Genomic DNA, 26457 nt, shown 5'->3' on the forward strand with positions numbered 1-26457 from the left:
AATTATACAATCGGCTTCATTGCCGTCATCGATGCACGAAGTCTTGCACCTACAATTTCTACATCGTGATCACGAAGTGCCTTGTTCACAGTAATTAATTTAGCGTTATCAACACCATTACCTTTACCGGCAGCATATGCTTTACCAATAACGTCTGTATCAATTTTCTTCATGAAGTCAGTCAATAGAGGCTTACAAGCATGATCAAACAAATAACAACCGTATTCAGCAGTATCTGAAATAACACGGTTCATTTCGAACAATTTCTTTCTTGCTATAGTGTTAGCGATTAGCGGAGTTTCGTGTAATGACTCATAGTAAGCAGACTCACCAATAATACCAGACTCTGTCATGCTTTCAAAAGCCAATTCAACACCAGCTCTAACCATAGCGATCATTAATACGCCATTGTCATAAAATTCTTGCTCAGAGATTTTATCGTCACCTGCAGGAGTTTTTTCAAAAGCGGTTTCGCCAGTTTCTGCACGCCAAGTCAATAAGTTCTTATCGTCATTGGCCCAGTCTTCCATCATTGTTTTTGAGAAATGACCAGTCATAATATCATCCATATGCTTTTGGAAAAGTGGACGCATGATATCTTTTAATTCTTCTGAAAGTTCAAAAGCTTTGATTTTTGCAGGATTAGACAAACGGTCCATCATGTTAGTGATACCACCGTACTTCATTCCTTCAGTAATGGTTTCCCATCCGTATTGAATCAATTTAGAAGCATAACCAGCATCAATACCTTTCTCGATCATCTTATCGAAACAAAGAATACTTCCTGTTTGCAACAATCCACAAAGGATAGTTTGCTCACCCATTAAATCTGATTTTACTTCAGCAACAAAAGAAGACTCAAGAACACCAGCTCTATGCCCACCTGTACCGGCTGCATATGCTTTAGCTTGCTCCAAACCTTTTCCTTCTGGATCATTCTCTGGGTGTACCGCAATTAAAGTTGGAACACCAAAACCTCTTTTATACTCTTCACGAACCTCAGAACCCGGACTCTTTGGCGCTACCATTATTACTGTAAGATCTTCACGAACTTGAGTACCTTCTTCAACGATGTTAAAACCATGAGAATAAGATAATGTAGCTCCTTTTTTCATTAATGGCATTACAGCCTTAACTACAGCTGTATGTTGCTTGTCCGGAGTTAAGTTAATAACCATATCGGCACTTGGAATCAACTCTTGGTACGTACCAACAGTAAATCCGTTTTCGCTAGCATTTAAAAACGATTGTCTTTTTTCTTTAATTGCAGCGTCACGCAAGGCATAAGCGATATCCAAGCCTGAATCGCGCATGTTTAAACCTTGGTTCAAACCTTGGGCTCCACAACCAACAATAACTATTTTTTTTCCTTTTAAAGCTGATACACCATCGGCGAATTCTGAAGCATCCATGAACCTACATTTGCCCAATTGCTTCAGTTGATCTCTCAACGATAATGTATTAAAGTAATTTGCCATTTTTCAATCGTGTTTTTAAATTCCCTCCAAAGCCATTTTTATTATAGACAATGACCGGAACTCCTTATTAAATTAATTATTAATTTCTATTATTTATCTTGGTAAAACTCATTAAGCAAAGCAGTAATCTGCATCTCTTCTTTAGAAACAGAAATACGACCCGTGCGTACAAATTGCATGATACCAAATGGCTTCAATTGATCGTACATCTCATTAATTTCGTTTCTACGTCCTGATTTTGCAATTACAAAAAAGTCGCGGGCAACAGTTACAATTTGTGAATTGTTGTCCTTTATAATATTCTGAATCTGTCTTTCATCAAAAAGCAGGTTAGAAGCTATTTTGAAAAGAACCGATTCTTGATAAATGGTTTCTTCATCCGTGTGAAAAAAGGCTTTTATCACCTCTATTTGCTTTTCTATTTGGCCCACAATATTATGTGTCCATTTCTCTGTAGTATAGACAACTATAGTAAACTTAGATACGCCTTCAATTTCTGATTTAGAAACATTTAAACTCTCTATATTAATGTGTCTCTTTAAGAATATTCCAGAGATTCTATTCAGTAAACCTACATTGTTTTCAGAATATACCGATATAGTAAACCATTCTTTTTCCATTATTCAATTTAATATCGTTTCATCGAGCGCAGTCGATAAGAAACATTGTCATTCACTTAACCTCTCGACCGCACTCGAGAGCGAATTTTCCTTTTATAAGGTAATCCAGTATTTATTTTTTAATTCGCTAAAAAACTGCGACACTTAACTATTTCTAACTGCAATTATCAAACCTGTTGACCAATTTAACTTGGTCAAAGTAAAGTCTGATCTCTTCTCTAAATAAGCAACCAAACGCGTTACATTATCCTCATGCCCTTCCGGCCAATTAGGTTGAGCGGTCATATCATCAATTACATAAAAACCACCGACTTTTACGAAATCCAATACTTCATCTATCTCACTATATTTCAGGCCAAGCATCGGCAAAAATCAAATCGAATTTTTCACCTAAATAGTTTTTAATCCATTCGGAACCATCTTCACAGAACAGCTTCACCCTTTTATCAGACTCAAAATAATCCTTAACAATGGCAATCAGCTTAGGGTCATTATCAACCGATATCAATTCAGATTCAGCATCCATGCCATCTACCATCCATGACAGGCTCAATCCAATACCAGTACCGAGTTCCAAAAACTTTCCTTTTGGTTTTGAAGCCATTAGCGTTTTTAGCAACGTACCTACATATACATCAGAAGGCATGGTAAAACCAATTTCTGCCGACTTCTGCTCTATTTGTTGATGGATTTTTGGTTTGTCCTGTATATTGGAATCTATCACCTTTTTATCTTTAAATACTATTTGTAAAGTGTCTTATATTAAGAGATTACTTAAGACGAACTTCGGAAACCGAAGCCCCAGAAGGAATCATCGGAAACACATTATCTTCTTTCTCAACTTTCACCTCTAGGAAATAAGCATCTTTTGAAGCAATCATTTCTTTAATGGCCACTTTTAGGTCTTTGCGAGTACTTACTCTTTTAGCCTCAATACTATACCCTTCGGCAATTTTTACAAAATCTGGATTTACCATTACCGTAGACGCGTATCTTCTATCAAAGAAAAGCTCTTGCCACTGGCGTACCATACCTAAATGGTCATTATTCAAGACCACAATTTTTACAGGTACTTTATGCTGAAAAATCACACCCAACTCCTGAATGGTCATTTGATAACCACCATCTCCAATAATAGCTACAACCTCCCGTTCCATAGCACCCATTTTGGCACCAATAGCCGCAGGAAGCGCAAACCCCATGGTTCCAAGACCACCTGAAGTAATGTTACTCTTGCTTTGTTTGAACTTGGCATAACGACAACCAATCATCTGGTGTTGTCCAACATCAGTAACAATTACTGCTTTTTGTCCAGATTCAACATTTATTTGCTCTATAACCTCACCCATAGTCAACCCTTCCTTAGTAGGGTGAATATCTTTATTGATTACCTGATCAAATTCAATTTTATACATCTCCTTGAACTTACTATGCCAAGCCTCATGCTTATTTTCTTTAATCATTGGCAGCAATAGCTCCAAAGTGTCTCTAGAGTTACCCAGAACAGCTACATCTGCACGTACATTCTTATTGATTTCTGCTTTATCTATTTCAAAATGAATAACTGTCGCCTGTTTAGCATAAGTATCCAAACTGCCCGTTACACGATCATCAAAACGCATACCTATGGCAATTAACACATCGCATTCATTTGTTAGAACGTTTGGTGCATAATTACCATGCATACCAACCATACCAACATTTAAAGGATGTTCACTATCTAAAGCAGAAGCACCCATTATAGTCCATGCCGCAGGAACTCCAGACTTCTCTATTAAAGCTTTAAGCTCTTCTTCTGCTTTACCTAAAATAATACCTTGCCCCCAAACTATTAGTGGTTTCTTAGCATTGTTAATAAGCTGAGCAGCAGCTTCTATTGATTGAACATTTGGTTTAGGTACAGGATTGTAACTACGTACAGCAGTGCATTTTTCGTAACTAAAATCAAACTCATCTATCTGAGCATTTTTAGTAATATCGATTAAAACTGGACCTTATGGTCTACCTGACTTGGCAATATAAAATGCCTTTGCCATTATTTCAGGAATTTCAGCAGCTTCAGTAATCTGATAGTTCCACTTTGTAACCGGTGTAGAAATTCCGATAATATCAGTTTCCTGAAAAGCATCCGACCCTAACAAGTGACGTGTTACTTGACCAGTAATACACACCAAAGGTGTAGAATCTATCTGAGCATCTGCCAGACCAGTAACAAGGTTAGTTGCCCCAGGACCAGATGTAGCCATAGCAACACCTACTCTACCTGAAACTCTAGCATAGCCTTGTGCAGCATGCGTAGCACCCTGCTCGTGGCGTGTTAAAATATGAGTCAGTTTATCTTGAAATTTATATAATTCATCATAAACCGGCATAATAGCACCTCCTGGGTAACCATATAGCAAATCCACACCCTCACCCAACAAGCAATGTATAATGGCTTCTGCACCGCTAATTTTAAGCTTTGTTTTCTTTGGGTTCACTTCCGTTTTTATTTTAACTGTTTCCATAGGTCTTTATTCCTTATAATAGCTAATTCGCAGAGACCACTCTGCTTTTGATTTCTCATCGTATTTCGAGAAACCCTTTCATATTCATTAAAACTCATCGGTTACACAACCTTGCGCGGCAGATGATACTGATCGTGCGTATTTGTACAACACTCCTTTTTTAAACTTCAACTCAGGCTGAACCCAAGATTCTTTTCTTTTTGCTAATACCTCATCTGAAACCTCAACATTAATTGAATTGGTTTCGGCATCAATCGTAATAATATCACCATCTTCTATTAAAGCGATGTTACCACCCTCTTGAGCTTCTGGAGAAATATGCCCAACAACAAAACCGTGTGTACCTCCTGAGAAGCGACCATCTGTTATTAAAGCTACATCCTTACCAAGTCCCGCACCCATAATGGCAGCAGTAGGTTTAAGCATTTCTGGCATACCGGGTCCTCCTTTTGGTCCTTCATAACGAATAACCACAACATCACCTTTCTTCACCAAACCTTTACCAATACCATCATTTGCCGCATATTCACCATTAAAGACTTTTGCCGTTCCTTTGAACAACAACCCTTCTTTACCCGTAATTTTTGCTACAGAACCATTTTCAGCAAGATTTCCGTACAACATACGCAAGTGACCCGTTGCCTTTATAGGGTTCTCCAAAGGCATGATTACATCTTGTCCTTCTTCCAAATCCGGAACATCCTTTAAGTTTTCCGCTAATGTTTTTCCTGTCACGGTCAAACAATCGCCATGTAGCAATCCATTTTTCAATAAATATTTTAATACCGCTGGAATTCCACCAACACGGTGCACATCTTCCATAAGGTATTTTCCACTTGGCTTTAAATCCGCTATAAACGGAGTGGTATCACTTATATGTTGAAAATCTTTTAATGTAAAGTCGATATCCGCAGCTCTTGCTATTGCCAAGAAATGCAATACAGCATTAGTGGAACCACCCATTATAGTCACCAAACGAATAGCATTCTCTAGAGATTTACGCGTTACGATATCTAAAGGCTTAATATCTTTTTCTATAAGTAAGCGCATCTGCTTACCTGCAGCTATAGATTCTGCCTTTTTCTCATCACTGATTGCAGGATTTGAAGAGTTATAAGGCAAGGACATCCCTAAAGCTTCAATTGCAGAAGCCATAGTGTTGGCGGTATACATACCACCACAGGCACCAGCCCCTGGAATTGATTTTTTAATAATGTTTTTATATTCAGGCTCTTCCATAGTGCCCGCAACTTTCTCGCCCCATGCTTCAAAAGCAGAAACGATATCTAATTTTTTGTGATTGTGACATCCTGAAGCTGTAGTACCACCATAAACTAATATTGCAGGACGATTAAGACGCAACATTGCCATAAGAGCGCCTTAAGGCATGTTTTTATCACAACCAACTACAGTAACAAGACCGTCATATGACATTCCTTGAACTACAGTTTCCATTGAGTCTGCAATAATATCTCTAGATGGAAGTGAGAAACGCATTATGGGGTTCCCAGAAATACCGTCACTTACACCAATTGTATTGAAAATAAGACCAAGCGTCTCTTTAGAATTAACACCTTCTTTTACCATTTTGGCCAAATCGTTCAAGTGCATGTTACAAGGGTTTCCCTCATAACCGGTACTTGCGATACCAATTAATGGTTTACTAAAATCTTCATCCTTAAAACCTATGGCATAAAGCATTGCTTGTGCAGCAGGTTGTGTTGAATCTTGTGTTACGTTCTTACTGTATTTATTCAGTTCCATTAAGCGCTATATAATTGGTTGTTCTATTTACAATATGTACTCTCTCTATTCAAAGGTATTCTTTTCTTTATTTCAGCATTTTAGGTGTGGCTTTCCTATCTAAATCCAATAGTTAAAAAAATTATGTAAAAATCTAATTTACAACTACTTAACTATTAAATTTTATCATATTCAATTCGTCTTTTTTCACCTATTTATTATCATATTTAAGACCTAAACAAGGTATATAGTTAACATAAAGCTTATAAAAACATAAAAAGGCCTGTATCAAATGAATTAGATACAGGCCTTTCTAAACAATGAAAATCTGCATCACTCTCTTCTGAGAATGACATCAATTACCACTATTATATGAGCTATGATTTTCATTAGAACAATATTAGACAAATTGTAACAGTAGAGCAAAGAATTATTCGCAGAAATACACCCCTTTAATTATTAATTTAATTTGAATTGTACCTCATCTCCATATTTTTTCTGGGCAAGTACAGATATAGCCCTATCGGAAAGTTGCAGTATACGCGGATACCCTCCCGTAGTCTGACCATCCTTCATTAGAATTATCAGTTTACCAGATGGAGTTAACTGCACCGTACCATAAGAGTAGCTGATGTAATCATAGAGGTTTTAAGACCTTCTATCTTTTCTTCTAGCTTGTAAGCCATTCTATTGTTTTCATTGGAAATACTGAATTTTTTTCCAAACAACATTTCTAATTGTTTATCGGAAAGGCTTTCAAACTCGGGACCCTTAGTAACCTTCAATTCTTTTTCGTCCAAGAAAGAATCAACTATTATCTTACTTATTTTAGGTTCAAAAAGAGAACAAGCATCATATTCCAATTCACTACCATCTGCCAGATGGTTTTTTTTAGTTACCGAAGAAAAGAACGAGCGACTCCCTAAAACCAAAGGACCTTTGAACCCACCCTTTACAGCTAGGTAATTCCTGAAACCTTTTTCTAGTTTTCCGTAAGAGAGAATATCTCCTTTTTTCACCTTTATTACTTCATAGTTATTTATGGGTTCATTGTTGAGTGTAACAGAGAGTAATGCGCCCCCCATACTAATATATGTTTCCTCTTCGAAAATTAAAGTTGGACCAGTCATGGTTATTTCCAATACTGCCGCACGTATATCATTATCTAAAAGCTGATTGACCTTTTTTGCCGAAAACCCGTCCATATAACCCGCAACGGGTACTCCTTTATTTAAATAGCCATACCTACCAATATCTTGAACCGAAGTAAACAAACCAGATTTGAGGACTTTAAGCATCTAATATGATTTTTTCAAGTTTGTAAATACCCACTTCACTCTCAATCTTATGTAAGTTATACTCGGCCCTTGTTATTTTATAAAATTGAACCTGATCCCCTACACTTATGAAACAAGGTTCTTTGGCTTTAGGGTCAAACATGGGTACGGAACAGTTCCCAATTATATTCCACCCTCCGGGTGAGTCTTGTGGATAAATACCTGTTTGCTTACCTGCCAGACCAACAGAACCACTTAAAACCTTAGAACGAGGCTCTTCCCTTCTATCAAACTCTAAAGCCTCGGGCACACCTCCTAAATAGGTAAATCCCGGAAGAAACCCAATCCCAAAGACGGTATATACACTAGAGGTATGTAATGAAACTATTTCATCTATGGTCTTACCTGATTTCTGAGAGATTTCCTTTAAGTCTATTCCAAAGTCTTCATCGTAGCATACAGGTAAACGCCATAAAATCTTTTCGCGTTTTACTACTTTTATATCTTCTTTGTACCAATTCAGCAGTTTCACCTTCAACTGATCAAAATCAATTGGCTCTTCTCTATATATAAGGGTAACGGAATTATAAGCAGGTACAATCTCCCATTCCTCTTCCTTTAAGCAACACTCTTTAAGGTATTGAGTAAATTGTAATATATCTTCAAGAATAGCTACATCTACTCTACCGGGCCATTCTAGTAAAATAGCATGAATGCCAAAGGGTCGTATTGAAATTGGATAACTGTTCACTTTTTAATATACGTATTATGGTTTGGTAATTCTTCAGTAAGATACAATACTATTTCTAATGCAGATGGTGTATCTCCATGAATACAAAAGGTATCTACTAAGATTGGTATTTCTTTTCCGTCAATCGTTTTTACCCTTTTATTTTTTACCATTTCTAAGATATGCTTTAAAACCTCTTTCTTATCCGTTATTAAAGCTTTTGGCAACTTTCTAGATACTAGACTTAAATCTACCTCATAGTTACGGTCTGCAAAACCTTCATACTTTAACTGGAATCCTTCTGCTAAAGCTGCTTTAGCTATTTCCGAGCCATAGGGAGCATACAAAAAAGTATCATTCTTGTATTCTTTAACTGCTTCTAAAAACAAAACAGCCAAAGACGCATCCTTAGCAATATCATTATATAGTGCTCCATGTGGCTTTATATGATGCAGCTTCACTCCATGTTCGTCCAAAACCTCAACAAGACTATTTACTTGACTCCTAATACTATCAACAAGTTCTTTTGCCGCTATTCCTATAGAGAGGCGGCCAAAGTTGGATATATCCGGATATGATGGGTGAGCACCTACCAAAATACCATTCGCTTTAGCTAAGCTAACTACCTTAGTCATGCTTTCCTTATTTCCCGCATGACCTCCGCAGGCTATATTACAAGAAGAAAGCATAGGCAATAGTTCTTTTTCATTGCCAACACCTTCACCAACATCACAGTTCAAATCTATATAGTTACGCGTCATTTTAAAATTTGGAATTTCTAAAATACTCATAATCTTTTAGACCTCCTGTCAGAAAACATCTTATCTTAACAAAGAATATACACACCTAACCATCTCTCGCAAGCCCTCGTTTCACCACAGTTTTAACATTTTTTAATGCCGTTTATCTAAAAAAATGCAGTTTATCTAAAACTAGGGTGCCGTATGTCGAATCGATATAATATCCGCAAAAATTACAGGTTATTATTATCCCAAATCGAACTTCCCCCTCATTTTTACCGGGGCCAAATTGACCTACTGAAATGAATTGTTTAGAATGTAATAAAACACTTGGCTACACCGATCACAGACAGTCTATGGACACTTTAGGTGTTGAATTATGTGATGAGCATATGCCAAGAATGTCAAAATTGATTGAAATCAATAGTACACCTCGCGAGGCCATACAATTATATTATGGTTTAAAAGAAGCTGGCGTGTCCTCCATGTTAGAATGGTGGGATGGCTCTAAGTCAATAGATAGCCATATCAAGAGTAAAACTCAATATTGAAATAGATACGGAGTACCATATGATGACTCACGAACAGGCCATAAATGACCTAGAAGAAGCTATGCATTCTTTTAAAAATGGCTTTACCACAATACGAATACCTCATGTTCTTATAAAATATTATCTTAAAGAAACCGTTACAAATATTCTAGGGATAATGGAAGGCTTGCGTGTACATATCAAAGCGATATAAACTTAAAACCTTATTATCATGTCAAATACTACAAAGATTCTAAAGACTCCGTTGAGAATTTCAATCGCAATTTTGTTATTGGGCATGCTATCGCGCATTTTTCATTGGCCATATGCATCAGAGACTATTTTGGTTGCATTTTCGGCTATTCTCCTACTCTATAGTGTTCGCTTTTGGAAAAAAGAAACCAAACTATTCATTGATATCGTTAAATTGGTAATGGTAGTTAGCTGGGCCCTTAATGGAATTTTCAGAGTATTAGATTTACCTTTCACCTTACTATTTCAAGTTCTTATTGCAATTTCCTTTATTACTTGGTTCATTATGGAAGGAACCGCTTACTTCTTAGATGAAGACCGCAGACAAAAAAATAACATGGCACGAGTACTTTGGAATTTTGCCATGGTCGTAGGAGCTTTATCCATTATTGCCGGCAGCCTTCTAAACATGCTCAATGAAGCATATGCCATTCCACTTCTTGCCGTGGGTATTACTATTATTGTTGCTTACATTTTAAAAGATGTTTTTGCTACAACCACTAAAGGGGAAGAAGATCACGGAAACGGCGAGTTTCAATTATAACTACCCCCCTTACCTTTACATAAGCCTGAAAAGATTCTCAACCATTAGGTTTCATAGCCCTACAGCTCTTCAAAATAGATAGAATTCCAATGTAGGGTGCTTCACCTTGAGCAATAGTATTTAGCTCAACAGGATGTAATAAGTGTTTACGCACTCCCTCATACAAATAGTTTTATATTTTTTTTAAGCAATTCTCTACAAAGAAAACAATAAACCTAAATATTGTAGGACGAATTGTTGGATGAGTGGTTTTAAAAAGAAGATTAGGTGATTTTGGCGCTTGTCCGTTTATAGAATTTTACCTACTCCTTACCGATATTAAGGTTTTCAATCGAATTTAATGCCCTTTGCACGAAACATAAGAGTGTTAACAACATAGGACTACGTTTTATATGTAAACCATTTACTATGAAAGAAAAAACTACTCTAAACGATTATCTTGTTTATGCTTTTTGCGCCTTTTGCTTCCTATGGTCACTATACGTGATATTCTTTGCAACTATGTACTAAGATTAATAAGAATCAATGCTCCCATACTAAATACATTAGCATAGGAGCATTTTATATAACTAATAATATAAGATAAAAAATAGGTTGAGTTATCAAATACCTCAAATTTAACCAAAAAATAACCCAAAAATTGTGGGGTTTTTCTCTGTTTACTATACGTACATACTTTTAAATTTGTGCAAGGAACAATTCAGAGATAATTATGAAGATAAGAGACAAACTAACCTATGCCTATGTTGCGTTTAATGTGATTTTTATAATTGTAATGGCAGTTTTCCTATATAGGAATTCTCCTTTTTAGAAGTCTATTAAAAATTCAAACTTAGATTACCAAGCTCCTGTCTTCCTAAAAAGATAGGAGCTTTTTTAATGTACTATCCTAACCAACCTTCTCTATCCAAACTACGATATTGTATAGCTTCAGCTACATGGGTCCCATTTACTGCTTCCACTCCCTCTAAATCTGCAATGGTACGCCCAACTTTTAAAATACGGTCATAGGCACGCGCCGAAAGATTTAAACGCTCCATAGCGTTCTTTAGCAATTCTTTGGAAGGTTCATCTAACCTACAGAACTCCCTTATCTGTTTGGTGTTCATTTGAGCATTGTAGTGTACATTAGGAAATTCAGCAAAACGTTTGGTCTGAATTTCTCTTGCTGCCGTTACCCGTTTTCTAATCTCAACACTACTTTCTCCTTTACGGTCTTCCGATAATTTCTCAAAAGGGACTGGTGTAACTTCAATATGAATATCTATGCGGTCTAATAAAGGACCTGATATTTTACTCAGGTAACGTTGCATTTCTGCAGGTGAGGATGTTACCGGTGCATCTGGGTCATTAAAATAACCTCCAGGACTAGGGTTCATACTTGCCACTAACATAAAACTACTTGGGTAGGTAACCGTGAAGCGAGCTCTAGCAATGGTCACCTCTCTGTCTTCCATAGGTTGGCGCATCACTTCAAGTACCCTACGTTCAAATTCTGGAAGCTCATCTAAAAACAAAACTCCATTATGAGATAATGATATCTCTCCCGGTTGCGGATAACTACCGCCACCTACTAATGCAGCAGAACTAATTGTATGATGTGGATTTCTAAAGGGACGTTGGCTCATTAAGCCCATATTCTTTATTTTCCCTACTACACTATGGATTTTTGTAGTTTCCAAGGCTTCGTGCAAAGTCATTGGCGGCAAAATAGAAGGCAACCGTTTCGCTAGCATAGTTTTACCTGCTCCCGGAGGACCAACCAAAATAATATTATGCCCGCCCGCGGCACCAATTTCCATACATCGTTTTATACTCTCTTGCCCTCTTACATCGGAAAAATCGAATTCAGGGAAATCTAAGGTCTTATAAAATTCTTCCCTTGTATTTATAATAGTCTGTTCCAACGGAGTTCCTTTATCAAAGAATTCTATGACCTCACTTATATTCTCTACTCCAAATACTTTTAAACCAGATACAATTGCTGCTTCTCTTGCATTCTCTTTAGGTAAAATAAAGCCTTCAAAGCCCTCCTCCTGAGCCTTAATAGCAATGGGTAACGCTCCTTTTATGGGATGTAAACTGCCATCTAAAGAAAGTTCTCCCATGATAATATACTTATCAATTTTATCCGATTTTATCTGTCCGGAAGCGGTCAAAATTCCAATTGCCAAAGTCAAGTCATAAGCTGACCCTTCTTTGCGAAGATCCGCTGGTGCCAAGTTCAAGGTTATTTTCTTTCCATAATTTTGTAACCGTTATTTAGCAGCGCTGCCGCAATACGGTAATTACTTTCTTTTATAGCATTATCAGGCAGGCCTACCAAGTGGTAGCCAACTCCCTTATCTACATTTACTTCTACTGTAATCGTTGTCGCGTCCACTCCAAAAACGGCACTTCCAAAAACTTTGGTGAGCATATTGGTTTGTTATTTAGTATTCTATGGTTAGATTCTTCTTAATTATTAAATCAAAATAAAGTGTTAGTCTTTCTTAATTTTCTGGCTTGAATGTAAGTACTGATTTTGAAGTAGATATTATCTCTTCCTTATTGAGCATCATCTTACGAAACTCACCATTTACATACATTTCAGCCTTGGTCTTTATAATGTATACTAAAAGGGTTGCCAGACTGCCCTGTAGGCAGAATACTCATGCTATTCTCTACATCTGAGAAATCAACTACCCTTCTGGTTGATGGTCCAGAGCTAACTTTATACACGCCATCTTCCGTATACGGAAAAAACATATTATTAATTACCTCCCGCGTTCCATTCACAGAAAAAGGCCCCACATTAAAAAAAGAACGTAGTGCATCTATTTGACCAATAGGATGCCCATGCTCTATGGTATGAACGCGTCCCCAAACCCAACCGGAGCTATCACTACCCAAAGTCTGCTCCAAAGCCTGCAGTGCTTCCTGAAAGGAAACGTTAACAATATCAGCTTGACTTTCTGTTATATCCTGGGTACTGGCATCATCCCACCAAATGGAACCTTCATTTGCCACTATAGGTGCTATTGTCCGTTTTATTAAATGTGTGTTTTGTATTTCCTCAAAAAGTGTATCCCCTAATTCATCCTTAAAAGTATTTCGCAATATAAAATACATCCATCTATGGTAAACCGTGGCCTCCGTGCTTTCTGTTGGGTAATCACCTTTCCATTGCTTTAAACCGTCCAAAATCTTTAAATGAGTAGCGCTAAGACTATCTACTTCAACTTTTTTAAGCAACATCCTAACAATCTCAACATTCACTGGCGATGTATCATCAGTAGTCATATCGCCCACAGCCTCCTTATCCCAATCATTCTTACTTTCTAGCAATTGAACAATTCTTCTTGCTCTATTTTCTGGTAGGTAATAACCCGGATACAGCATTCCCGCAATGGAGTCTGGTTGGTTGTTTGCAGAATATACATACTCCCATGACGGATTAATAGCATGTGGATTCTTGCTGAAATCTAAATATTCTTTTTCTACGGGTAGTCCTTTTCCGTTCTCGGAAACAAATTTGGTATTTACGCTATCCGGTATCTTATAAAGTTTGGCTGCTGCCCACCACGCCACATTATCCTCTGCATCGCCATAAACAATACCTAAACCCTGGTGCATGAAGGTCCTCCAAAGCATGTTGAAAATCATCCAAACTTGTTGCATAAGACATATTATATAGAGAATTGAGCAGTTTGTTTTCTACTTTGGTAAATATCCACCACATAGAAATAGGGCGATCTCCCGTTACCTGATCTGCAATCCCGTTTAAGATTGGACCGTGATGTGTTTTTTTATAGGAAAAATGAACATCATCAGAATCCTTTACTTTAATTGTTTTTGCTATAATTTCATAATCCTTCCACTCATTTCCGCTTCTATACTTCCTTGTGTCGGTAGGGTGAGTTTTCTCATAATAGAAATCAACATCATCATTCTCGAACATTGTCATCCCGTAAGCCAACTTTCGGTTGTGCCCTAATAGTGGATAAGGCACACCAGCCAAATGATAACCGTACTTCTCATAAGTAGGCGTACTCACATGAGCTTCATACCACACTGAAGGTTGAGAAAACCCAATATGAGGATCATTCGAAAAAATCACTTTTCCATTTTTTGTTTTCTCGGGAGCAATTGCCCATCCATTACTTCCTTCAAAAAGAGGAATAGACAGCTTTTTTAAAGAAGCCATGACAACATCTGAAATGGACTTGTGTATGGAATCGGTTTTATTTCGAGGATAGTTTTTTATCCACTGCGTTGTTGTATCACTGTTAATTTCTAAATCCTTTAAATATTCAAATCCTAGCTTATCTTTTATCTTGCTTAATAAGGGATCTGTTTTATGCGCCATGGCAAAACTGAAAGCCATGTAACCAATTGTATTATAGACATCCTTTAGAATAAATGGCTTTTTATCAATACCGGTAAGATAAAACTCAACCGGAGTAGGCCCTTCTTTTACAAATTGATTAACACCGTCCAAATAAGCCTGAGACATCTGTACCGCAGCATCTGATGTATTCAGTTTAGCTATGGTTTCCGAAGAATAATCATCTATGCCCAGCGCTAAAAAGAACTTATCTGTTCCTAACAAATCTTTCCCAAAAACCTCTGAAAGTCCACCTTTACCTATCCTACGAAGTAGCTCCATTTGCCACAACCTATCCTGAGCATGCACATAGCCAAGCGCCTTAAATGCATCTGCATCGTTTTCAGCATAAATATGTGGAATCCCGTAAGTATCATAATACACATCTACTTCTTCAGAAAGATTCTGAAGTTTCTTTTCGCCGTCGTAATCTGGTTTTAGATGATAAGTTAGACTGCCAATTACAACCGCTAGCACACCAACAAGAGCGAGTAAACCCCACCCTAATCGCTTAAATTTCCTCATTCAAGTCAAAGTTTTGACCTAATATAAGAATTATTTATAAGGAGTTTAAAACTGATGGATGAACTACTATTAAGTCCTTCCAGACGGAGTTATCACGCTTATATACAATACTGAAAATAGTAATATTCCTAAATACATAATTCTCAACTGTACAATTCTAATAGAGAACTAATTACAATTTTTCTTCTTAATTCTTACTCAAATTGTTTGTTATTTAACACTTCTTGTTAAAAAAAGTTAATACTTTCAGGCAAAATCATAAAAAAACACTAAAAATGAAAAAAAATCAAAGAAAACTTCTATCCTTAGCGGTAGCCACAGGCCTAATGTTAGGTTCCTGCTCAGATGATACCATCCAAATAGATGAAACTACCGCACCTTCGGCCGTAAGTGCAAAAACTTCAATTCCAGCACCTACAAAAGGTCATTTTAATTTAGACTTCTCTAATACTGTAAGAGAATTTGAGATAGACCTGAATTTATCTACCGTAGTTGAGCCTAGTGAGTGCGGAGATACCCCATTTAATGAGGTGGCGGATTATTATAACAACTTACTAATAGATGGTTTTATCTCTGCTTGGGACGGTAATCCTGACGCCATTGAAATTATTTTAGAAGATTATTTTGCCATAAACCAAATTGCCGCGGCATACGAAAATAAGAACACCGATTACTTTGGAGCAGATGGAGAGTACACGAACTACGTAAAACAACGTACTAGAAGTCTTGAAAAGTTCTGGGATATGGGTAATTCAATAACCGTTAACGGTCAACACACAGCTACACTGGAAGATTTAGACTTTATCCGTTACATTTATGAAAATTACTCAGATGCAGCTCCAGAAGAAATTGATTATATCTTAAACATAGCTGAGACTTTTAATACAGGAAGCGACCAAATACCTGAAAACCCATTTTTTGCATCAGACGGTTTTGCCACTTTTGACAAGACAATTGTAATTGGCGACGGTATTGTAACATTACTAGAAGACACCGGTCTAGACCCAAAAGTAGTTTGGTCAAGTATTTTAGCCCATGAATGGGGACACCAAATACAATTCTTAAACACTGAAAACTGGGAGTACCCAATACCTGCTTTCAGCAATACCCCCGAATCTACTAGAATGACTGAACTAGAAGCTGATTTTATAACCGGTTACTATCTAACCCATAAAAGAGGCGCTACTTACAACTGGAAACGCGTTGAAGACTTTTTATCCGCCTTTTTTAATATAGGTGATTGTGGTTTTGAAAATCCTGGCCATCACGGTACACCAGCACAACGTTTAGCTGCAGCTAAAGCTGGTTATGACTTAGCCAACGGAGCTAAGAAAAAAGGTAAGATTCTTAGTCAAGAAGCTGTACACCTCGCTTTTCTTGCAGAATTAAACTCAATTACAAATACGGCAGCACCAAGAAGTGTCGCCAGATAATTATTTTATAAATATTTAATGCAAAAGGCCGCCTTTGTAGGGCGGCCTTTTTATTTTCTATTCAATATGTGCAAGATAAATTCTATTTTTCCTTGAAGTTATTCAGTCCTTCTAAAAGCCATTCCCGATACACATCACTATCCGTGTACTGAACGGCATTATTCAAGATTTCCAAATCTGGCGACATTAGAACATAATACGGCTGAGAGGCCGCATTGAAATTAACCGTCTGAAAAGTACCCCACTTCTGCCCTATGATCTCAATATGTTTTACACGGCCAGTATCATATTTAAAATCGAATTGCTTAGACTCTGGCAACTCCTTTCGGTCATCTACGTAAAGTGAAATAAGAACATAGTCTTCTTTTAAAATTTCATACACATCGGGCTCACTCCAAACGTTTTCCTCCATTTTTCTACAGTTGACACACGCCCAACCCGTAAAATCCAATAGAATTGGCTTATTGACCTCCTTTGCATACGCTACGCCTTCTTCAAAATCTTTAAAACAGTTGATTCCCAGAGGACAATCGCTTTCGGTTTCAAAAATACTGTAGAATGCAGGGGGCGGGAAACCACTCAATAACTTTAGGTTGGAAACACCTAAAAGCCCCAATATAACATAGATTGAAAAACCAGCACTGATGAAACCTGTTGCTTTTCGCCCTAAAGAAAGTTTCTTTTTAGGTCCATCGTGAGGGAATTTGAAAACACCAAAAAGATACAGCGTTAACAAAACAAACAACACTATCCATATTCCCAAGAATATTTCACGTTTTAGAATACCCCAATTACCAACCAAGTCCGCATTAGAAAGGAACTTGAGTGCCAATGCTAATTCCAAGAATCCTAATACCACTTTAACGGTTGTCATCCATCCACCGGACTTTGGCAACGAATTTAACCAAGCAGGAAACAAGGCAAAAAGAGCAAACGGCAGCGCTAACGCCACACCAAAACCAGTCATACCGGCAGAAAGGTTCATAGCAACATCTCCCTCTTCCAAAACAGTACTTCCTAAAAGACCTCCTAAAATAGGACCGGTACATGAGAAAGAAACGATTGCCAAGGTAACCGCCATAAAGAAAATACCCATAACCCCTCCTATTTTTGAAGAAGCAGCATCCATCTTATTAGCCCATGAGCTAGGTAATGTCAATTCATAATAGCCAAAAAAGGAAAATGAAAAGAAAACGAAAATCAAGAAAAATGCTATGTTCAGCCAAATATTAGTAGCTATAGTATTCAATATTTGAGAATCTACCGAGTCAAAAATATGGAAAGGTAAACTGAGCAGAAAGTATATCAAAACAATAAAAAAACCATACAAAAGGGCATTTATAACACCTTTTGATTTCTGCTGCGAGTGCTTCGTAAAGAATGATACCGTAAGCGGAATCATTGGAAAAACACATGGTGTTAGCAAAGCTATTAATCCGCCTAAAAAACCTAAGCCAAAAATCATCCAAAGACTGGAGCCTGTCTCAACCCCATCATGGGAATTTCCTAATAGCTCTTTTTTCTTTAGGTCTAACTTTAACGCCGCTCCCAGAGTTTTACTGTGTTCATCTATAGTTTTTTCTTCCTTTACAGCTGCACCTCCATCAAGAACAAAGCTGAAATCTTGGTCTATCGGAATACAAACCTCCTTACATACCTGATAGAAAAGGTTAATATCAATCTGGTTTACACTAGAATCTAACAGCCGTATTTTCTGAGAAAAAATGGCAGTTTCTATAAAAAAAGTCTCGTCTACTTCAAAAATATCACTGTATTCAACCACTGTCTCACTTTCAGTAGTTTCACCTAAAAGCTCATAGCCTTCACCAACCTTCTTATAATCGAACTCACTTGGTAACGAGCCACCTTCTGAGGTGAATTGCGAAAAGATATGCCAACCTTCAGCAATGTTTCCTTTAAGTACCAACTCATAATCTGTGTCGCTAATTTTCTTCACTTCTTGCGACCATTTCACTGGATTATCATCATCTTGAGAAAAAACACTTAAAACGCTAAAAAACAATGCGATAAATACTATTATATGCTTCATTAATTTAATGTGAATTTTAAAATTTCACTTGTATTTTTTGTTACTTTAAAACGTTCGTCTGCACGTCTACCTATTACCCATACCACCTCTTCTCCACTACAAAGCAACCATTGTTGCTCCTTAGCAACAACGTCTACTTTTTCATCCTTAAAAAACTTAGAAAGCTTTTTTCTTCCCTTCATTCCTAATGGATAAAAGTAGTCGCCATTTTTCCATTTCCTTATCGTTAACGGATACTTTAACGCTTTTTTATCAATGTAGAGTGTGTGCTTATTTTTTATAGAAAGGTCGTGTACTGTTTCAATTTTAAGTTGAATAGGCTCTAAAACCTCAGTTTGTTCTTCTTTAATAGGAACTGAACGTCTGACTCCTCCTTGATTTTCGTTAATAATAAAAACTCCCTATCCTTGAGCAAACGATATGTTTTAGAATGAATTTCCTTACCGCTCATAGCTGATAAAAGATTTTCTACATCATTCCACTCCGTAAAGCCGTAATCCCTAAATAAAGCATGTATGTAAGCTGAAATAGGTTCTAACTTCAACAGTTCTGCAATAGAAATACGAACAATACCATTATTTTCCTGAAACAAACGGGATTTCAGTTCTTTTACTTGAGAATCAATTAAAGCTGCGCTTTCAGAAAGGTGATCTTGGGTTTTTGTAAAGTTCTTTAAAAACGAGGGATTCAAATCTTTTAGCAAAGGAACAATCTCGTGTCTGATTTTATTTCTCAGATATTTAGTATCTGCATTACTGCCATCTTCCCGCCACTGCAATTTTTGAGACTGCGCATATTCCAAAATTTGACTTCTTGAAAAGCGAAGAAGCGGCCTTGACACCGTATCCGTTTTTTCTGGAATACCGGTTAAACCATCTATACCTGTACCCCTAGAAAGATTGATTAAAAAAGTTTCTAGGCTATCATCTACATGATGTGCGGTAACCAAGGTTTTAATATCGTTTTTACGCATCTTTTCTGCAAACCAACGGTACCGGAGCTCCCTTGCCCCTATTTGAATAGACACTTTATTCTCTTCAACATAACCAGTTGTATCAAAATTAGTTACTAAAAAAATTTTATCGTTATGAGTAGCTAGATTTCGAACAAAATCTTCATCAGCATTACTAGCATCCCCCTTAAGTTAAAATTACAATGCGCTACTACAAAATCTAATTTTAGCTTAGCACAGAGATCTACCAAAACGGTACTATCCAACCCCCCACTACAAGCAAGTAAGAACTTGTCCTTGATAAGGTTTTTAAAATTGATTTCAATATGTTTTTGAAATTCTTCTAACACGGCATAAAGGTAATCAAGAATTACAATTTAGAAGTAACGGAAGTCAGTTCATTCCTCAAGAACTTCGCGCATGGCTTTTGCTTTTAACAAGCACTCTTCATATTCTTTTTCAGGAATAGCCTTAGCCGTAATGGCACCTCCTACGGAATACGAAACGTATTTTTTGGTTGCATTATAGAGAATGCTACGGATTACCACATTAAAATCAAAATCGCCTTCTGGCGTAAAATAGCCTACTGCACCACTATACAGGCCACGCTTAAAAGCCTCTAGCTCTTCAATTATTTTCATAGCAGATACTTTGGGTGCACCCGTCATACTGCCCATTGGAAAAGATTGCCGAATAACATCCACAGGATTGGTATTTGGAGCTATCTGAGCCACAACGGTAGAAATCATTTGGTGCACCTGCTCAAAAGTGTACACTTTACAAAGCTCCTCAACAATAACACTTCCTTTTAAAGCTCCTTTAGACAGGTCATTACGAACCAAATCAACAATCATTATATTTTCGGCACGTTCTTTCGGGTCTGCTTTAAGCGCAGCAATCAGTTTCTCATCTTCCTCAATTTGAGATGCTCTTTTTGCAGTTCCCTTTATAGGCTGAGAAATTAACTTACCGCCCTCTTTGCGTAAATAACGCTCTGGAGAAGCCGAAAGCAGATAATTGTCGTACACCCTGAGAAACGAGGCGAAAGGCGCTTCTGATATCTTATTTAGCTTCTGATAGGTCTTAAATGGATTGATTTGTGTGTCTTCTGCATAAAATTCTTGACAAAAGTTAGCTTCATAGATATCGCCTCGGTGAATATGGGATAACATTGTTCTAACCTGACGGAAATATTCATCCTTAAAAACGCGAAGCTTTATCTTAATGTTTTCAGTAACCGTAACCTTCTCTTCTTTTAAATCGGCTTCACTTAAAATCAGGTCAAAATCTGGTTGGACTTCATCATCCACCATCATTAAATACTCCAAAACTACTGTGTTTCCTGTTATTTTAATGATTTTCTAGGCTGAAAAAAGAACAGCTCAGCAAAACCTAATCCATCGTGATTCTTAGATGACAATCGCTCTACATCGTTCTTTAAATCATAAGAAAGGTACCCAAAAATAAAGTCCTTGGCCTTGGCCTTGAAATTCTCTTAGTTTTTCAAAAGCCTGATAACTATCCGTTTTAATAGTCGTTAAAGCATCAACAGCCAGTAGAGCATCAAAAGAACTGTATTTACTAGTATGCCCGTTGCCATCTAGCCAAACAATCTCTTCAAACTGTTGAGCCCACAACAGTAGCTTCTCTTTGAATTTTCCAATATCAGAAACGGTGAACGAAGCAGAAATACGCAATTGACGGTTGCTTTAAAGTTTACTTAAAAATTGATCTAAAGCAGCACGATGAGCCTTAACTAGCTCTTTATTGACTATCCCTTCTCCTTCTGAAAAGTTCTCTTGAAAACTAGGTAAAGAAAATGTTGCCGCTACCTGAGCACCAAACCTAGGAATTACATTTTTGGTAATCTCCAAAGCAGTCATACCCCCTCTTTGACCACCCGAAGTAGACATTAAAAACACAGGCTTCTCATCTAAAAACTTACGCTCAACACGTGATAACCAATCTGTTAAATTCTTAAAATAAGCCGAAGGCCCACTATTATGCTCATTAACAGAAATAATAATACCATCTGCTTTAACTATATCGTTTTTGAGCTCTATTAAAGAATTAGAATATCCATTCTCTTTCTCATAATCTTCACTAAACATCGGGAAAGGAAAATTAACCATATTCAACAGCTGAATTTCATTACCCTCAATAAGAGAAACTGTATATTTTACGAGTTGATAATTAATTGATTTAGAAGAGTTACTCCCAGCAAATGCCAATATTGAAGCCATAGTACAATGTGTTTTAGCGAAAATATAGCAAATAGAGTTGAATTGCGAGTATTTTGGCTAATTTTGCACCGCAAACATCCAAACTAACTGTATTACAAGTATATAAGACAGTTAATTTTGTGAAGCACACTTAAATAGTTGTGAGTTATACGTACTAAAGTGTGAAGTTTTGAGTTTTAATGATGCTTTTGCCAACTTTTGATAAAATCACCAGTGGAAAATAAAACAACGAGACTATATTTTATTGATGCCATGCGAGCATGGGCCATTCTTATGATGCTACAAGGGCATTTTATAGATGGGCTTCTAGATACCGCATTTAGAGATGGCAGCAGTATAACTTTCTCAATTTGGAAATACTTTAGAGGTATTACAGCCCCCGTATTCTTTACGGTTTCTGGCTTTATATTTACTTTTCTTTTAATTAAAGGAGATAAAACTGGACTTCAAAACCCTAGGGTTAAAAAAGGCTTAAAAAGAGGGCTTGAACTTCTTTTCATCGGGTACTTATTACGAATGAATCTTTTAGGTCTCTTACAGGGTGAAATTTACGATTCTTTCTATCTGGTAGATGTATTACATTGTATTGGTCTTTCTCTACTGGGAATCATTGCCATATACTTACTTTCCCAAAAGCGAAAGAAATATATTTTTCCAACAGCGCTCGTTAGTATAACCGTATTACTGTTTGTTTTTGAGCCCACATATAAAACCTGGGGCTTCTCATTTTTACCAGATGCATTTGCCAATTATCTAACTAAAAGCAATGGTTCCGTTTTTACTATTTTACCATGGTTTGGCTACGCAGCATTTGGCGCATTTCTATCGGTTATTTTTACAAAATTTAAAAATTACAGACACCTATACTCCGTTGCTATTCCACTCTTTGCTATAACTGGAGCAGCACTTATCGCATATTCTTCTGATTTGTTTTTATATATTTCACAAATAACCGATTTACAGTTGTTTGCGAATATTTATTTTAACAATTACTTATTCATAAGATTAGGAGATGTATTGCTTGTATTTTGTGTATTTATGCTGCTAAGAGGCTTGTTAAAACACAGCACAGTACTTAAATTAGGGCAGAGCACACTATCTATTTACATCGTTCATTTTATGATTCTATACGGCTCATTTACGGGGCTAGGATTATATCGGTTTTTTCATCATTCTCTTACCCCTACTGTTGCCATTTTGGGAGCTTTGGCTTTCATGATTATATGTACCTTTTCCGCACTTAAATATGAAGACAATAAGGAGATGATAAAACTAAGAGCTTCAACTACCCTTAGGTTTTTGTTAGTTAAAATAGAGCTTTTCTCTCTTAGTGTTTTTCAACTTTCCAAAAATCGATTTTTTAGATTATTAAGAAGGGTTGGTTGGGCAAAAAACTAATTCTTGTTACTTACCTCATAAAATAGCTCACAAAAAAATCCGAGCTATAAAACTCGGATTATTAACATATCCCTCAATTAGCAAATCTTTCAGCAAGAAGGCTTTCCTCTTTTTGAGTTTGATAAAAATTTAAGCGTTTGCTTTAATTATCTGCATCTCTTCTTCCGAAAAGGCCAAATTATCCAAGGCCTTCACATTTTCTTTTAATTGATTAGCAGAACTTGCCCCAACCAATACAGATGTAATTGCCGGTCTATTCAATAGCCAAGCAATGGCCATCTGTGATAGTTTTTGACCTCGTTTATCCGCTAGCGTGGCTAAGTTTTTGATTTTATGCAGATTATTCTCCACCTGCTCCCTATCCAAATACGTTAAGTTCTTTGCCGCTCTAGAATCTTCAGGAATACCGTTTACATATTTATTAGTAAGCATTCCTTGAGCTAGTGGAGAAAAAGCAATACACCCTACTCCATTATCCTCCAGCGTATTTAAAAGTCCATCTTCTACCCATCTATCAAAAATTGAATATCTAGCTTGGTGCAATACAAACGGAACTTTCAATTCTTTTAATAGTGCAGCAGCTTCCGCCGTTTCTTTAGGTTGATAGTTAGAAATACCCACATAAAGAGCTTTTCCTTGACGAACAATATCCGCAAGAGCAACCATAGTTTCTTCTAAAGGTGTATCCGGATCAGGTCTGTGGTGATAAAAAATATCGACATAATCTAAACCCATTCTTTTTAGACTTTGGTCTACACTTCCCATTAAATACTTTCTGGAACCAAAATTACCGTAAGGATAAGGCCACATATCGTACCCAGCTTTAGAGGCTATGAACAACTCGTCTCTATAATTTTGGAAATCTTTCTTAAAAAGCATCCCAAAATTCTCCTCTGCAGAACCGTATGGAGGACCATAGTTATTGGCTAAATCAAAATGGGTGATTCCTAAATCAAAAGCTGTTCTTAGAATCTCTCTCGCATTATGTTGGTTATCTACAAAACCAAAGTTATGCCACAAACCAAGGGAAATAGCAGGAAGTAAAACACCACTTTTACCACAACGATTATACTTCATTGTGTCATATCTCTTAGAATCCGCAACATATTCTGTTATACCGGACTTGTCGTTTATCTGCATTGAAAAGTTTTTTTTAATTACTAAAACCTAAAGCTACACAGAAAATACAAATTGAAAAGCTGCGGCCAAAACCTTAAGACTGGAAAAACGTTTTCGTGTTGATCAATTTAAAGCGACTTGTTATTAGGACTGAATCAAAATAGACTACGAAATATAAACTCTTCAAAGGATTCCGTTATTTTTAACCTTTTCAACTAAAAATAAAGTGATAGCGAACATGAGTGATAAAAAGTTTACCCCCGTTAAAGTAGCCTTAGAAAAAGATAAAAGATACGCATGGTGCACCTGTGGACATTCAGAAACAAACGTTTTTTGTGACGGTTCCCACAAACAGTATGGCAAATAAGGTTCTTTGGTTTTTCAGGTAGATGAAGACAAAGAGGCTAGAATCTGCACTTGCAAACTAACAAGTAACCCTCCTTATTGCGACGGAAGCCACAACAACTAAAACAAAAAAGTCCCGTCTAATTAGACGGGACTTTTTATATAATACTATTTAAGACCTAGATATGCAATGCACGATCATCCGTAGCAGCAAGAGCAGCTTCTTTTACCGCTTCGGCAAAAGTAGGATGTGCATGACTCATTCTTGATATATCTTCAGCAGATGCACGGAATTCCATTGCAGTAACCGCTTCTGCGATTAAATCTGCACTACGGGCTCCTATCATGTGAACTCCAAGAACTTCATCTGTTTTCTTATCGGCCAACATTTTTACAAATCCGTCTAAATCCATACTCGCACGAGAACGACCTAATGCACGCATTGGAAATTGACCAACTTTATATTCAATACCAGCCTCTTTCAATTCTTCTTCCGTTTTACCAACAGAAGCAACCTCTGGCCATGTATAAACTACACCTTATGGAATCAAGTTATAATCAATATGAGGCTTCTGACCTGCTAATTGCTCAGCAACCATAGTCCCTTCTTCTTCCGCCTTGTGAGCCAACATAGCACCACGAATAACATCTCCAATAGCGTAGATGTTAGAAGCCGAAGTCTGCAAATGGTCATTAACCTCTACCTTACCTCTTGAATCTAACTTAACACCGGCAGCTTCAACATTTAAACCATCAGTGTAAGGCTTTCTACCTACAGCTACTAGACAATAATCGCCTTTAAGCTCTATTTCCTTACCTTTTTTATCATCGGCCTTAACAATAACCTCATTACCTTTTCTTTCTACAGATTTCACTTTGCTAGAAAGGTTGAATTTCACCTTCTGCTTCTTTAAAACCTTAGTCAATTCCTTAGAAAGCGAAGCATCCATAGTTGGGATGATACGGTCCATATACTCAACCACAGTAACTTCCGCACCAAGGCGTTTGTAAACCTGACCAAGCTCTAAGCCAATAACTCCACCACCAATAACAATCAGATGCTTTGGAATCTCTTTTAAAGTTAAAGCTTCAGTAGAAGTTATAATACGCTCTTTATCGATTTTAATAAATGGTAATGTTGAAGGTTTACTTCCGGTAGCGATTATGGTATTCTTAGCTTCAATCGTCTCTACGCTTCCATCGTTCTTTTTGATGTTGATATGTGTAGCATCTTTAAAACTACCCAACCCTTCAAAAACCTCGATTTTATTTTTGTCCATCAAGAACTTAACTCCATCACACGTCTGCTTTACAACAGCCGCTTTTCTTGCGATCATCTGTTCTAGATTCACTTTTATTTCGCCCTGGGATGTCAATTCCGTGCTCTGAAAAATGCTTGATAGCATCTTCATAATGATGGGAAGAATCCAATAAAGCCTTAGAAGGTATACACCCAACATTAAGACAGGTTCCACCCAAAGTACTGTACTTTTCGATTATTGCCGTTTTCAATCCCAACTGTGCACAACGTATTGCTGCTACATATCCTCCTGGTCCTGAGCCAATAATGGCTACATCGTATGAACTCATAAAATTTTCTTTGAA

At 37.0% G+C, this 26457-nt stretch carries 20 protein-coding genes and 6 pseudogenes; 6 read left to right on the top strand and 20 right to left on the bottom strand.

The annotated features are described in order from the left end of the window. Nucleotides 1–2 precede the first annotated feature (2 nt). The 9 genes and pseudogenes from ilvC to pxpA form a co-directional block, all read right to left on the bottom strand. Nucleotides 3–1478, bottom strand: coding sequence for a ketol-acid reductoisomerase (ilvC, locus tag Q5W13_RS22080; protein ID WP_304444546.1), 1476 nt, complete (start codon nucleotides 1476–1478; stop codon nucleotides 3–5). A gap of 89 nt (nucleotides 1479–1567) precedes the next feature. Continuing rightward, nucleotides 1568–2098, bottom strand: a complete 531-nt coding sequence (gene ilvN, locus Q5W13_RS22085; protein ID WP_155596623.1) for an acetolactate synthase small subunit — start codon at nucleotides 2096–2098, stop codon at nucleotides 1568–1570. A gap of 144 nt (nucleotides 2099–2242) precedes the next feature. Next, complete coding sequence (locus Q5W13_RS22090; protein ID WP_304444547.1) at nucleotides 2243–2461, bottom strand: O-methyltransferase; 219 nt, start codon at nucleotides 2459–2461, stop codon at nucleotides 2243–2245. Then, nucleotides 2442–2822 carry an O-methyltransferase gene (locus tag Q5W13_RS22095; RefSeq protein ID WP_304444548.1) on the bottom strand — a complete coding sequence of 127 codons (381 nt, stop codon included), beginning with the start codon at nucleotides 2820–2822 and terminating at the stop codon, nucleotides 2442–2444. The genes Q5W13_RS22090 and Q5W13_RS22095 overlap by 20 nt, the downstream gene beginning before the upstream one ends. A 46-nt stretch (nucleotides 2823–2868) precedes the next feature. Continuing rightward, a pseudogene (ilvB, locus tag Q5W13_RS22100) lies at nucleotides 2869–4605 on the bottom strand (biosynthetic-type acetolactate synthase large subunit). An 87-nt stretch (nucleotides 4606–4692) separates the two neighbouring features. Continuing rightward, a pseudogene (gene ilvD, locus Q5W13_RS22105) lies at nucleotides 4693–6369 on the bottom strand (dihydroxy-acid dehydratase). Nucleotides 6370–6807: 438 nt separating this feature from the next. Continuing rightward, nucleotides 6808–7646, bottom strand: a pseudogene (locus Q5W13_RS22110) (5-oxoprolinase subunit C family protein). Then, nucleotides 7639–8376, bottom strand: a complete 738-nt coding sequence (pxpB, locus tag Q5W13_RS22115; RefSeq protein ID WP_162524510.1) for a 5-oxoprolinase subunit PxpB — start codon at nucleotides 8374–8376, stop codon at nucleotides 7639–7641. Before pxpB ends, Q5W13_RS22110 begins: the two are co-directional and overlap by 8 nt. Then, a complete protein-coding gene (gene pxpA, locus Q5W13_RS22120; protein WP_304444549.1) occupies nucleotides 8373–9146 on the bottom strand; it encodes a 5-oxoprolinase subunit PxpA in 774 nt (257 codons plus the stop codon). Before pxpA ends, pxpB begins: the two co-directional genes overlap by 4 nt. A gap of 251 nt (nucleotides 9147–9397) precedes the next feature. On the opposite strand from pxpA, the gene Q5W13_RS25450 reads away from it, so the two are divergent. After that, complete coding sequence (locus tag Q5W13_RS25450) at nucleotides 9398–9646, top strand: hypothetical protein (protein ID WP_368662338.1); 249 nt, start codon at nucleotides 9398–9400, stop codon at nucleotides 9644–9646. 211 nt (nucleotides 9647–9857) lie between these two features. Beyond that, nucleotides 9858–10421, top strand: coding sequence for a hypothetical protein (locus Q5W13_RS22130; protein ID WP_155596628.1), 564 nt, complete (start codon nucleotides 9858–9860; stop codon nucleotides 10419–10421). Between the two features lie 884 nt (nucleotides 10422–11305). On the opposite strand, the pseudogene Q5W13_RS22135 reads toward Q5W13_RS22130, so the two are convergent. The 3 genes and pseudogenes from Q5W13_RS22135 to Q5W13_RS25460 form a co-directional block, all read right to left on the bottom strand. Then, nucleotides 11306–12840: pseudogene (locus Q5W13_RS22135) on the bottom strand (YifB family Mg chelatase-like AAA ATPase). A gap of 170 nt (nucleotides 12841–13010) precedes the next feature. Next, the gene (locus Q5W13_RS25455) at nucleotides 13011–14036 is read right to left on the bottom strand and encodes a penicillin acylase family protein (protein ID WP_368662339.1); all 1026 of its coding nucleotides are present in this window, start codon (nucleotides 14034–14036) and stop codon (nucleotides 13011–13013) included. Beyond that, entirely contained in the window at nucleotides 13993–15312 is a 1320-nt protein-coding gene (locus Q5W13_RS25460) for a penicillin acylase family protein (protein ID WP_368662340.1), read from the bottom strand. Before Q5W13_RS25460 ends, Q5W13_RS25455 begins: the two co-directional genes overlap by 44 nt. Nucleotides 15313–15587: 275 nt before the next feature. On the opposite strand from Q5W13_RS25460, the gene Q5W13_RS22145 reads away from it, so the two are divergent. Further along, a complete protein-coding gene (locus tag Q5W13_RS22145; RefSeq protein WP_304444550.1) occupies nucleotides 15588–16745 on the top strand; it encodes a hypothetical protein in 1158 nt (385 codons plus the stop codon). Nucleotides 16746–16827: 82 nt separating this feature from the next. Here the strand turns inward: Q5W13_RS22145 and Q5W13_RS22150 are convergent, their stop codons facing one another. The 6 genes and pseudogenes from Q5W13_RS22150 to Q5W13_RS22165 form a co-directional block, all read right to left on the bottom strand. Continuing rightward, the gene (locus tag Q5W13_RS22150; protein ID WP_304444551.1) at nucleotides 16828–18795 is read right to left on the bottom strand and encodes a protein-disulfide reductase DsbD family protein; all 1968 of its coding nucleotides are present in this window, start codon (nucleotides 18793–18795) and stop codon (nucleotides 16828–16830) included. Beyond that, a complete protein-coding gene (gene tilS, locus Q5W13_RS25465; RefSeq protein ID WP_368662341.1) occupies nucleotides 18795–18977 on the bottom strand; it encodes a tRNA lysidine(34) synthetase TilS in 183 nt (60 codons plus the stop codon). Before tilS (Q5W13_RS25465) ends, Q5W13_RS22150 begins: the two co-directional genes overlap by 1 nt. 140 nt (nucleotides 18978–19117) lie before the next feature. Further along, the gene (gene tilS / locus Q5W13_RS25470; protein ID WP_368662583.1) at nucleotides 19118–19873 is read right to left on the bottom strand and encodes a tRNA lysidine(34) synthetase TilS; all 756 of its coding nucleotides are present in this window, start codon (nucleotides 19871–19873) and stop codon (nucleotides 19118–19120) included. A gap of 17 nt (nucleotides 19874–19890) precedes the next feature. Then, nucleotides 19891–20097 (bottom strand): PP-loop family protein, encoded by a 207-nt coding sequence (locus Q5W13_RS25865; RefSeq protein ID WP_497582248.1) that lies wholly within the window; start codon nucleotides 20095–20097, stop codon nucleotides 19891–19893. Nucleotides 20098–20145: 48 nt separating this feature from the next. Continuing rightward, nucleotides 20146–21444, bottom strand: a pseudogene (locus Q5W13_RS22160) (anthranilate synthase component I family protein). 12 nt (nucleotides 21445–21456) lie between these two features. Further along, nucleotides 21457–21990 carry an NADPH-dependent FMN reductase gene (locus Q5W13_RS22165; RefSeq protein ID WP_304444552.1) on the bottom strand — a complete coding sequence of 178 codons (534 nt, stop codon included), beginning with the start codon at nucleotides 21988–21990 and terminating at the stop codon, nucleotides 21457–21459. 213 nt (nucleotides 21991–22203) lie between these two features. On the opposite strand from Q5W13_RS22165, the gene Q5W13_RS22170 reads away from it, so the two are divergent. Further along, a complete protein-coding gene (locus Q5W13_RS22170) occupies nucleotides 22204–23388 on the top strand; it encodes a heparan-alpha-glucosaminide N-acetyltransferase domain-containing protein (RefSeq protein ID WP_304444553.1) in 1185 nt (394 codons plus the stop codon). Nucleotides 23389–23517: 129 nt separating this feature from the next. Here Q5W13_RS22170 and mgrA read toward each other — a convergent pair whose 3' ends face one another. Further along, nucleotides 23518–24528, bottom strand: a complete 1011-nt coding sequence (gene mgrA / locus Q5W13_RS22175; protein ID WP_304444554.1) for an L-glyceraldehyde 3-phosphate reductase — start codon at nucleotides 24526–24528, stop codon at nucleotides 23518–23520. A 217-nt stretch (nucleotides 24529–24745) separates the two neighbouring features. On the opposite strand from mgrA, the gene Q5W13_RS22180 reads away from it, so the two are divergent. Together Q5W13_RS22180 and Q5W13_RS22185 are read left to right on the top strand one after the other, a co-directional pair. Then, entirely contained in the window at nucleotides 24746–24874 is a 129-nt protein-coding gene (locus Q5W13_RS22180) for a CDGSH iron-sulfur domain-containing protein (protein ID WP_304444555.1), read from the top strand. Between the two features lie 6 nt (nucleotides 24875–24880). Next, complete coding sequence (locus Q5W13_RS22185) at nucleotides 24881–24976, top strand: CDGSH iron-sulfur domain-containing protein (RefSeq protein WP_304444556.1); 96 nt, start codon at nucleotides 24881–24883, stop codon at nucleotides 24974–24976. Between the two features lie 55 nt (nucleotides 24977–25031). Here Q5W13_RS22185 and lpdA read toward each other — a convergent pair. Beyond that, a pseudogene (gene lpdA, locus Q5W13_RS22190) lies at nucleotides 25032–26442 on the bottom strand (dihydrolipoyl dehydrogenase). Between the last annotated feature and the right edge of the window lie 15 nt (nucleotides 26443–26457).

The organism is Zobellia laminariae, assembly GCF_030553095.1.
GTDB lineage: Bacteria > Bacteroidota > Bacteroidia > Flavobacteriales > Flavobacteriaceae > Zobellia > Zobellia laminariae.

Bases quoted from the DNA above. Each gene is read 5' to 3' on its own strand.
- pxpA (WP_304444549.1), bottom strand. From the start codon at position 9,146: ATGAGTATTTTAGAAATTCCAAATTTTAAAATGACGCGTAACTATATA.
- Q5W13_RS25460 (WP_368662340.1), bottom strand. From the start codon at position 15,312: ATGAGGAAATTTAAGCGATTAGGGTGGGGTTTACTCGCTCTTGTTGGT.
- mgrA (WP_304444554.1), bottom strand. From the start codon at position 24,528: ATGCAGATAAACGACAAGTCCGGTATAACAGAATATGTTGCGGATTCT.
- Q5W13_RS25450 (WP_368662338.1), top strand. From the start codon at position 9,398: ATGAATTGTTTAGAATGTAATAAAACACTTGGCTACACCGATCACAGA.
- Q5W13_RS22165 (WP_304444552.1), bottom strand. From the start codon at position 21,990: ATGGCTTCAATATTGGCATTTGCTGGGAGTAACTCTTCTAAATCAATT.
- Q5W13_RS22180 (WP_304444555.1), top strand. From the start codon at position 24,746: ATGAGTGATAAAAAGTTTACCCCCGTTAAAGTAGCCTTAGAAAAAGAT.
- tilS (WP_368662341.1), bottom strand. From the start codon at position 18,977: ATGAAGGGAAGAAAAAAGCTTTCTAAGTTTTTTAAGGATGAAAAAGTA.
- Q5W13_RS22130 (WP_155596628.1), top strand. From the start codon at position 9,858: ATGTCAAATACTACAAAGATTCTAAAGACTCCGTTGAGAATTTCAATC.
- ilvC (WP_304444546.1), bottom strand. From the start codon at position 1,478: ATGGCAAATTACTTTAATACATTATCGTTGAGAGATCAACTGAAGCAA.
- Q5W13_RS22090 (WP_304444547.1), bottom strand. From the start codon at position 2,461: ATGCTTGGCCTGAAATATAGTGAGATAGATGAAGTATTGGATTTCGTA.
- Q5W13_RS22150 (WP_304444551.1), bottom strand. From the start codon at position 18,795: ATGAAGCATATAATAGTATTTATCGCATTGTTTTTTAGCGTTTTAAGT.
- ilvN (WP_155596623.1), bottom strand. From the start codon at position 2,098: ATGGAAAAAGAATGGTTTACTATATCGGTATATTCTGAAAACAATGTA.
- Q5W13_RS22145 (WP_304444550.1), top strand. From the start codon at position 15,588: ATGAAAAAAAATCAAAGAAAACTTCTATCCTTAGCGGTAGCCACAGGC.
- Q5W13_RS25455 (WP_368662339.1), bottom strand. From the start codon at position 14,036: ATGCACCAGGGTTTAGGTATTGTTTATGGCGATGCAGAGGATAATGTG.